The 8,963-nt window shown below is 53.1% G+C and carries 9 protein-coding genes; 5 read left to right on the top strand and 4 right to left on the bottom strand.

The annotated features are described in order from the left end of the window. A partial coding sequence (locus tag ACHHZ7_RS23840; protein ID WP_001691633.1) for an IS1 family transposase occupies window positions 1–111 on the top strand: 111 nt, incomplete at its 5' end. Between the two features lie 229 nt (window positions 112–340). On the opposite strand, the gene ACHHZ7_RS23835 is transcribed toward ACHHZ7_RS23840, so the two are convergent. The 3 genes from ACHHZ7_RS23835 to ACHHZ7_RS23825 form a co-directional block, all read right to left on the bottom strand. Beyond that, entirely contained in the window at window positions 341–688 is a 348-nt protein-coding gene (locus ACHHZ7_RS23835; RefSeq protein WP_225623041.1) for a hypothetical protein, read from the bottom strand. A gap of 239 nt (window positions 689–927) precedes the next feature. Beyond that, window positions 928–1,404: a cold-shock protein gene (locus tag ACHHZ7_RS23830; protein WP_003830914.1), complete on the bottom strand. Its 477-nt coding sequence runs from the start codon at window positions 1,402–1,404 to the stop codon at window positions 928–930. A gap of 86 nt (window positions 1,405–1,490) precedes the next feature. Beyond that, window positions 1,491–1,736 (bottom strand): YmjA family protein, encoded by a 246-nt coding sequence (locus ACHHZ7_RS23825; RefSeq protein ID WP_003021350.1) that lies wholly within the window; start codon window positions 1,734–1,736, stop codon window positions 1,491–1,493. Window positions 1,737–2,118: 382 nt separating this feature from the next. On the opposite strand from ACHHZ7_RS23825, the gene ACHHZ7_RS23820 reads away from it, so the two are divergent. Together ACHHZ7_RS23820 and ACHHZ7_RS23815 are read left to right on the top strand one after the other, a co-directional pair. Then, window positions 2,119–2,895: an MBL fold metallo-hydrolase gene (locus ACHHZ7_RS23820; protein ID WP_008783872.1), complete on the top strand. Its 777-nt coding sequence runs from the start codon at window positions 2,119–2,121 to the stop codon at window positions 2,893–2,895. A gap of 18 nt (window positions 2,896–2,913) precedes the next feature. Then, window positions 2,914–3,864, top strand: a complete 951-nt coding sequence (locus ACHHZ7_RS23815; RefSeq protein ID WP_008783871.1) for a GlxA family transcriptional regulator — start codon at window positions 2,914–2,916, stop codon at window positions 3,862–3,864. Here ACHHZ7_RS23815 and ACHHZ7_RS23810 read toward each other — a convergent pair. Further along, entirely contained in the window at window positions 3,861–4,523 is a 663-nt protein-coding gene (locus ACHHZ7_RS23810) for a class I SAM-dependent methyltransferase (RefSeq protein ID WP_008783870.1), read from the bottom strand. The genes ACHHZ7_RS23815 and ACHHZ7_RS23810 overlap by 4 nt on opposite strands. A 111-nt stretch (window positions 4,524–4,634) precedes the next feature. Between ACHHZ7_RS23810 and ACHHZ7_RS23805 the strand changes: the two genes are divergently transcribed. Both ACHHZ7_RS23805 and ACHHZ7_RS23800 read left to right on the top strand, forming a co-directional pair. Continuing rightward, window positions 4,635–5,717, top strand: a complete 1,083-nt coding sequence (locus ACHHZ7_RS23805) for a LacI family DNA-binding transcriptional regulator (protein WP_020996590.1) — start codon at window positions 4,635–4,637, stop codon at window positions 5,715–5,717. Window positions 5,718–5,838: 121 nt separating this feature from the next. Next, complete coding sequence (locus ACHHZ7_RS23800) at window positions 5,839–8,922, top strand: beta-galactosidase (RefSeq protein WP_060682690.1); 3,084 nt, start codon at window positions 5,839–5,841, stop codon at window positions 8,920–8,922. Window positions 8,923–8,963 lie beyond the last annotated feature (41 nt).

Raw genomic sequence — 8,963 nt, 5'->3', positions numbered from 1 at the left:
CTGAGGCAGCACCTGGCACGGCTGGGACGGAAGTCGCTGTCGTTCTCAAAATCGGTGGAGCTGCATGACAAAGTCATCGGGCATTATCTGAACATAAAACACTATCAATAAGTTGGAGTCATTACCCATTTTTACGAGGCCATTTTCATCGCGGCACCAATAACTGCCATACACATACTGCTCGCAAGTAAAACAATAAACCAATATATATAATTATTAAACTTTGTAAATAACCAGATAAATCTAAGCAATGACAATGCAGCAATAGAAATAGAAGACACAAACATTGTAAATATATAAATACCAGAAATTATCCATCCTGCTTCTTCGTAAATACTCTTCATTGTAAAAATAAGATAGATAAGTAAAATGCTGATAAAGCAAGCCCGCTCAGAAAATCATAATAATCGATGTATGTGATGTTTTTATCTTTCTGCGGAAGAGCTATAAACTTTTCAAGTTTCTCATTGTCTACTCGTGACAAAAACCGATTAATTAGCGGAGTAAACATCACTAAAATCATCACCAAATGAATGAATAGTAAAGAAAGTTTAATTCTGTCATCAACCGATTCATTCTGTGGCCAGATAGATATTATTTCATAATCCATTTTTGCAAGGAGAAAAAAGCAAATGGCCGATGGTATATATTCAGAAGATATAGCTTTCCATATTTTTTTAAAAATCACTTATATTACCCCATTAGTTATACCGGTGAATCACTATTAGTTAACCGCGCTACTAATCTGCAAATAGTTGGCGATCATATTTATTTAATACGGATAATATATACCTATTCAGAAACGGATTGCTACCTACTAATTTTATCACTACATACCTGAATCACGTAAATTACACATATCAAATAAAAACCGAAACCCGCTCCTGAAAAGAGCAGCGTTCCGGTTTTTATTCAGTCTGAAGGGTTTCAGACTTTAAGCAGTTTCACCGTCGCGTCGATGTCAATTTCATCTTCCGAGAAGATCAGCGTCGTGCCCTGGAAGGTAGTGATGGCCAGCTTTTTCAGCGTGCGCATTTCACCAGGCTTGACGTCTGATTTCGGTCGGATGCTGTTCATCAGCACGCCGACAGACAGCACAGCATTTTCTTTGTCGATACGGGTCTCTACAGGGACTTCTTCGCTGTAGACCAGGAATGACTTGATCGAGGTGAGCTTCAGACGCTCGCCTGCAATATAGATGTACTTGCTGTCTGGTATGACTTTTACCGCGTAGGCAGACAAGCCTTTGTTGTTGGTGGTGGGCTCAAAAGTCACCGCCGCGTCTTTCTTGATCAGCTCAGGATTAGCAACCTTAATCACATGAAAATAGCGGTTGTCGCCGTTTTCATCTTTGATAAATCCAAAGCCTTTATCTTTAAACCACGTTGTGATTGTTCCGTTCATTGCTGTTTCCGCCTGATTAAACCTATTACTTGTAGAGTATACCTACTCAATTTGCGCGCAGTGTAAAACACAGGCCATGTCTTTGGCTACTCGTTACCCCAACGATTGAGGAACTCCGCAATATCATCGATACGCTGAGCGTCGACACCTGCCACGGTAGCCATCTCCTGCTGCGCTTCTTCGCTGATCTCTTCGTTGTTCATCAAACGAGTGATCAGCTGCTGGAAGTAGTGCGCCAGCGCGTCACGTTCTGTGTCGCTCACCGGCTTTGCGGCCTCGGTCGCGTACTCGTCGGCGATATCATAATATTTTAGCGGAATGTCGTTGTTCATCAGTTGCTCCGGGGTAAATGCGTGTGCCAGCAGTTGCCTGCCGCGTCTGGTGTGAATGATAGCATTCTTATTTCATGGTTCGCGATCTGTTTTATTGGTCACTATGCATTACATATATCAATAATGTTTTCCGGCACAACTTCGCATTTAATAAACCTTTCCGTATTTAAATAACAGCATTCTTATTCAGTTCGATATAATGGCTGCTTATTAAATAACGAGCCACCAAGGAAATATTAAATTACTTTAATTCTAATTACATTATCGACATCTTTAATCCGCAGTTGGCCCAATCCCATCGCTAGTCGCCCATTTGCCCACATTCATCTTCTGGACAACACTCTACGATGACACCACTGACCCAACACGTGGAGCAAACACCATGAACATCACGCAAATCCGTAACGCTACGCAGCACATCACCTTTGGTGGCAAAACCTTTCTGATCGACCCTATGCTGGCGGCAAAAGGTACTTATCCGGGCTTTGCCGGTACGGCACGCGCCGAGATCCGCAACCCGACCGTTGATCTGCCTGTCGATATCGACACCCTGCTCAACGTTGATGCGCTGATCGTGACCCATCTGCATGAAGACCACTGGGATGAATCCGCGGCTCGTGTCGTACCGAAAGACAAACCGATTTATGTGCAAAACGATCGCGATGCGCAGGTACTGCGGGAACAAGGTTTCACGCAACTGACCGTACTGACGCAAAACACTGCGCTTGGTGATATCACCCTGCGTAAAACCGGCGGCCAGCACGGTTCGGATCGCGCTTACGCCGTCCCGCAAATGGCTGAACGTCTGGGCGATGCCTGCGGAGTTATCTTCCAGCATCCGGCGGAAAAAACGCTATATCTGGTCGGGGACACCATCTGGCGCGACGAGGTGGAAACCAACATGCGGACTTTCCAGCCAGGCGTGGTCATTCTGAACGCAGGCTTTGCTCACGTTATCGGGTTTGGCCCAATTATCATGGGCGCGGAAGATGTGCTAAAAACCCACTTCACGCTGCCCGAAGCACAAATTGTGGCGACCCACATGGAGGCGATTAACCACTGTCTGCTGACCCGCGCGGCCTTGAAAGAGTACGCCTGCGACAACCAGATTGCGCAATTTGTTAACGTGCCGGAAGATGGCGAAACCCTGACGTTTTAAACTCCACAGAGGACTCGTATGCAACCGCTTAACGTCTCCATTGTTGCCGTGGAAGATTTCAGCCCGTTTCACTTCTCGGTGCCGTGCATTATTTTCAGTGACAAAGTGGCGGCGAAAAAGCGTTTTGAGGTGCAACTGTGCGCCGAACAGCCGGGCATCGTTTCCTCGCAGGATGGCTTCTCCATTCACGCAGCCTACGGCTATGAAGCGGTGGAGGCCGCCGACATCGTGGTGATCCCCTGGTGGGGTACCACGGCACATCGGCCACCACAAAGCCTGCTTGATGCGCTCAATCGTGCGCGACAAAACGGCGCGCAGATTGTTGGGTTATGCCTGGGTGCGTTTGTCCTCGGCTACGCCGGTCTGCTGGATGGCAAACGGGCGGCTACGCACTGGGAGTTCGAGCAGGATTTTCAGGCCCGCTTTCCGGCAGCTCATCTGGATATCAACGCGCTGTACGTGGATGACGACGGTATTATTACCTCGGCAGGCACCGCCGCTGCGCTGGATTGCTGCCTGTACGTCATCCGCCAGCGTTTTGGCAGCACGGTGGCGAATCAGATTGCCAGACGGATGATTGTGCCGCCACATCGCGAGGGCGGCCAGGCACAGTTTATCGAGCAACCGGTGGCGAAAAATACCAAAGATCAGCGCATCAACGTCCTGCTCGACTATTTGCGCCAGCATCTCCATGAACCGCATAATCTTGACGAGCTGGCGCAACGGGTGATGATGAGCCGTCGCACCCTCACCCGTCATTTTATGAAGGCCACAGGGTCAAGCGTGGCCGAATGGTTGATTGCCGAGCGCCTGCGCCGTAGCCAGACGTTGCTGGAGTCCAGCCAGTTACCCGTTGAACGCATCGCCGAACAGGTTGGTTTTCAGTCGCCCGTCACCTGGCGCCAGCATTTTAAATCCCACTTTGGCGTTAGCCCGGCTGAATGGCGTAAAACCTTTCGCGGCGATTAGCCTCTTTTTTGCGCCAGCCAGATGGTGTGCCCGGTGCAGTGCGGATCTTCCATCACCATCTCGACCACCGCAAAACCGTGTGCTGACAGCAGTGCGCGGTATTCATCCGGCGCGAGGCTGGCGTGAAACAGCGGCTCACCTTCAAATTGCCCCATCGCGATGCCGTTGTCCGTACCGCTGGTAAACATCAGCGCGCTGCCGGGATGGCTGAGGCGGTCAAAAATCGGGAACATCTTTTGCTGGTCCTGCTGAGTTAAATGGAAAAAGCTGTCCCAGGCGATCAGACCATCGAAAGTCTCATTGAGTGCCAACTCGCGCATATCCTGTTCCAGCCAGCGCTGTGCGGGAAAAGTGTTTCGGGCCCGCGCCAGCATCGCCGGGGAACCATCAACGCCGGTAAGCTGAAAACCTTGCTGGATAAAATAACCGGCGATCGGCTGACCGTTGCCGCAGCCAATATCCACAATGCTGCCCTGCCCGCCCATCACGGAAATAAATTTATCGAGCCAGCTTTTCTCGAACAAGGTGCGCGAGCGCTGGCTGGCAAAAGCATCCGCATGGCGTCGGTAGATGGACAGAATATTTTTTGCCGCAGATTCGCTCACAATGTCCTCGCTTTTTTCTTCTGTTAGGTATAACGACGATAAATCCTTCAGCACACTATCCTCAAACCCTGGAATGCGCCTCGCAGAACCCATGCGCAAATACCCCAAAACCGTCCCGCTGTGGCATCATAGCGCACAGATAACGTCATGACAGGGGTGATAAACGTGAAACCGGTAACGCTATACGATGTGGCAGACCATGCAGGCGTCTCTTACCAGACCGTCTCTCGCGTCGTGAACCAGGCCAGCCACGTTTCCGCAAAAACCCGACAGAAAGTTGAGGCCGCGATGGCGGAACTCAATTACATTCCTAACCGCGTTGCACAGCAGCTGGCTGGCAAACAGACGCCACTGATTGGCGTTGTGACGGCAAACCTAGCTCTGCATGCCCCCTCACAAATCGTTGCTGCCATAAAATCCCGCGCCGACCAGTCCGGTGCCAGCGTGGTGATCGCCATGGTCGAGCGCAGCGGCGTTGAGTCCTGTAAAGCCGCGGTCCACAATCTGCTTTCTCAACGCGTAACCGGGCTTATCATCAATTATCCGCTGGATGAAGAAGATGCCATTGCCGTGGCCGCTGCCTGCGGTACGGTGCCGGTGTTGTTTCTCGATGTCTCTGACCTGACGCCAATTAACAGCGTGATTTTCTCTCATGACGACGGCGCGCGCCTTGGCGTTGAACATCTGGTGCAGCACGGACATCAACGGATCGCCCTGCTGAGCGGGCCGCACACTTCCGTTTCGGCAAGGCTTCGGCATGCGGGCTGGCACAAGTATCTGGCACATTACCAGCTACAACCCGTTGTGGAGCTGGAAGGCGACTGGAGCGCGATGTCTGGTTTTCAGCAAACGATGCACATGCTGAATAACGGCAACCTCCCTACCGCCATGCTGGTCGCTAACGATCAAATGGCGCTGGGCGCGATGCGGGCAATCAGCGAGTTCGGTCTGCGGGTTGCAGTGGATATATCGGTAATTGGCTACGATGACACCGAAGACAGCGCCTGTTACATCCCACCGCTGACCACCATCAGGCAGGATTTTCCGTTGCTGGGTGAAACCAGCGTCGACAGGCTATTGCAACTCCCCCGTGGCGGCTCCAGCGTGGGTAACCAACTGCTTCCCGTCACCCTGGTCAAGCGCAAAACGGTTCTGCCTCCCGATACGCAAACCACCACTCCCCAGGCGCTGGCTGATTCACTGATCCAGCTGGCGCGGCAAGTTTCTCAGCTCACCCCCAAATTGTGAACGCATAACAATTGTGTGAGTCAGCTCACTTATTGAACGCCCCATCCTTTACAGCAAGGAGCGCTTGTTCGTATTTTGATTGAAATTGTGAGCGAGTAACAAATTCAAACAGGATACCGTTATGAACCTGAACACAGATTCACTCTCCGCTGTTCTGGCCCGCCGCGACTGGGAGAATCCCGGCGTCACGCAGCTCAACCGGCTGGAAGCACATCCGCCGTTCTGTAGCTGGCGCTCAGCGGATGATGCACGTACCAATCAACGTTCGAGTCAGTTACGCTCGCTGAATGGCCAGTGGCAATTTGCCTGGTTTGCCGCGCCGGAGGCTGTCCCAGAAAGCTGGCTGACAAGCGATCTGCCACAGGCAGACATCATCAACGTCCCCTCTAACTGGCAGATGGCCGGTTATGATGCGCCAATTTATACCAACGTCACCTACCCAATCCCGGTGAATCCCCCGTACGTTCCGGCACAGAACCCGACAGGATGTTACTCGCTCACATTTAATATTGAAGACGCGTGGTTAGAGGAAGGTCAGACGCGCATTATTTTTGACGGCGTGAACTCCGCGTTTCATCTGTGGTGCAACGGTCGCTGGGTCGGCTACGGTCAGGATAGCCGTCTGCCGTCTGAGTTTGATCTTAGCGATTATCTGCTGCGCGGCGAAAACCGTCTGGCTGTGATGGTGCTGCGCTGGAGCGACGGCAGCTATCTGGAAGACCAGGACATGTGGCGCATGAGCGGCATTTTTCGCGATGTCTCCCTGCTGCATAAGCCCACTACGCAAATCCGCGACCTGCGCATTAATACCCGTTTTAATGACGACTTCAGCCGCGCCACGCTGGAAGCGGAAGTCAGAGTGGGTGGCAACGAGAACGAAGATTTACGCGTCACCCTGCAATTGTGGGAAAGTGAAACGCTCACCCACGAAACGACCTCACCGCTCGGCAGCGAGATCATTGATGAACGCGGCGCTTATCATGACCGGGTGACTCTGCGTCTGAACGTCGAAAAACCGGCGCTATGGAGTGCCGAAACGCCCAATCTGTATCGCGCCGTTGTGCAGTTACACACCGCAGGCGGAGTACTGATTGAAGCGGAAGCCTGTGACGTTGGTTTTCGTCAGGTTTGTATCGAAAACGGCCTGTTGCTGTTAAACGGCAAGCCGCTGTTGATTCGCGGTACCAACCGCCATGAGCACCATCCGGTCAACGGCCAGGTGATGGATGAGGCGACGATGGTGCAGGACATCATCCTGATGAAGCAGAATAACTTCAACGCCGTGCGCTGTTCCCATTACCCGAACCATCCGCTGTGGTACACCCTGTGCGATCGTTACGGCCTGTATGTGGTCGACGAAGCCAACATTGAAACCCACGGCATGGTGCCGATGAATCGCCTCACCGACGATCCCGCATGGTTGCCTGCCATGAGCCAGCGCGTCACGCGCATGGTGCAGCGCGATCGCAACCACCCGAGCATTATTATCTGGTCACTGGGCAATGAATCCGGCCATGGCGTCAATCACGACGCGCTCTACCGCTGGATAAAATCAGAAGACCCGTCACGTCCGGTGCAGTACGAGGGCGGTGGAGCTGATACTGCCGCCACCGACATTATTTGCCCGATGTACGCCCGCGTCGATCAGGATCAGCCCTTCCCCGCAGTACCCAAATGGTCGATTAAAAAGTGGCTGTCGATGCCCGGCGAACAGCGTCCGCTGATCCTTTGTGAATACGCCCACGCTATGGGCAACAGCTTTGGCGGCTTCGCCAAATACTGGCAAGCGTTCCGTCAGTATCCGCGCCTGCAGGGCGGATTTGTCTGGGACTGGGTGGATCAGTCGCTGACCAAATATGATGAGAACGGCAAAGCATGGTCAGCCTACGGTGGCGATTTTGGCGACACGCCTAACGATCGTCAGTTTTGCATGAACGGGCTGGTGTTCGCCGATCGCACTCCGCATCCGGCGTTATATGAGGCCAAGCATGAACAGCAGTTTTTCCAGTTCACGTTACTGCCGGGCCCTGAACGCCAGATTGAAGTGACCAGCGAATATCTGTTCCGCCGCAGCGATAACGAAGTTCTGCACTGGTCGATTGCCCTGGACGGCAACCCGCTGGCCGCCGGAGAAATCGTTCTGGATATCGCCCCACAGGGCCGCCAGGTGATTACCCTGCCGAACGTTCAGATGCCGGACACCGCAGGCGAACTGTGGTTGACGGTGCGCGTAGAGCAGCCTCAGGCAACCGCATGGTCAGAAGCCGGGCATATCAGCGCCTGGCAACAGTGGAAGCTGGAAGAGAAGCTCAGCCTGGTACGTCCATCACACGCCAGCAGCGCACCACAGCTGGATGTTAGTGAGAGCAATTTTACCGTGGTGGCCAACAACACACGCTGGCAATTCGATCGCCAGTCCGGCCTGCTAACACAATACTGGATTAGCGATGAAGCCCAGTTGGTAAGCCCGCTTATTGACCAGTTCACCCGCGCGCCGCTGGACAACGACATCGGCGTGAGCGAGTCAACCCGCATCGACCCTAACGCCTGGGTTGAACGCTGGAAGGCCGCCGGTCACTATCAGGCTGAAGCAACGTTACTGCACTGTGCTGCCGATACGCTGAGCAGTGCGGTACTGATCGCCACCGAACATGCGTGGCAGTATCAGGGCGAAACGCTGTTCATCAGCCGAAAAAGCTACTGTATTGACGGCAATGGTGAAATGCAGGTAACGGTGGATGTCGACGTTGCCAGCAGTACGCCACATCCGGCCCGCATCGGCCTGAGCTGCCAGCTGGCGCAGGTTGCGGAGCGAGTGAACTGGTTAGGTCTCGGCCCGCATGAGAACTACCCGGACCGTCTGGGCGCCGCCTGTTTCGATCGCTGGGATCTGTCGCTTGATGAGATGTACACCCCGTATGTTTTCCCGAGCGAAAACGGTCTGCGCTGCGGTACGCGCGAACTGTACTACGGTGCGCACCAGTGGCACGGAGACTTCCTGTTCAACATCAGCCGCTTTAGCCAGCAGCAACTGATGGAAACCAGCCACCGCCATCTGCTGCAACCTGAGGCGGGCACCTGGCTCAATATTGATGGCTTCCATATGGGCGTCGGCGGCGATGATTCGTGGAGTCCTTCCGTGTCGCCGGAATTCCAGCTGAGCGCCGGACGCTACCACTTCCAGTTCGTCTGGGGCCAAAAATAATAATATAAGCAGGGCAGGTTGATACCTGCCCGCATTTATAG

Source organism: Citrobacter freundii complex sp. 2024EL-00216, assembly GCF_043945515.1.
Taxonomy (GTDB): Bacteria; Pseudomonadota; Gammaproteobacteria; order Enterobacterales; family Enterobacteriaceae; genus Citrobacter; species Citrobacter portucalensis.
Note: the sequence above shows the minus strand (reverse complement) of the source record. Positions and strands in the feature narration are given on the sequence as shown.

Bases quoted from the DNA above. Each gene is read 5' to 3' on its own strand.
- ACHHZ7_RS23825 (WP_003021350.1), bottom strand. From the start codon at position 1,736: ATGAACAACGACATTCCGCTAAAATATTATGATATCGCCGACGAGTAC.
- ACHHZ7_RS23820 (WP_008783872.1), top strand. From the start codon at position 2,119: ATGAACATCACGCAAATCCGTAACGCTACGCAGCACATCACCTTTGGT.
- ACHHZ7_RS23815 (WP_008783871.1), top strand. From the start codon at position 2,914: ATGCAACCGCTTAACGTCTCCATTGTTGCCGTGGAAGATTTCAGCCCG.
- ACHHZ7_RS23800 (WP_060682690.1), top strand. From the start codon at position 5,839: ATGAACCTGAACACAGATTCACTCTCCGCTGTTCTGGCCCGCCGCGAC.
- ACHHZ7_RS23830 (WP_003830914.1), bottom strand. From the start codon at position 1,404: ATGAACGGAACAATCACAACGTGGTTTAAAGATAAAGGCTTTGGATTT.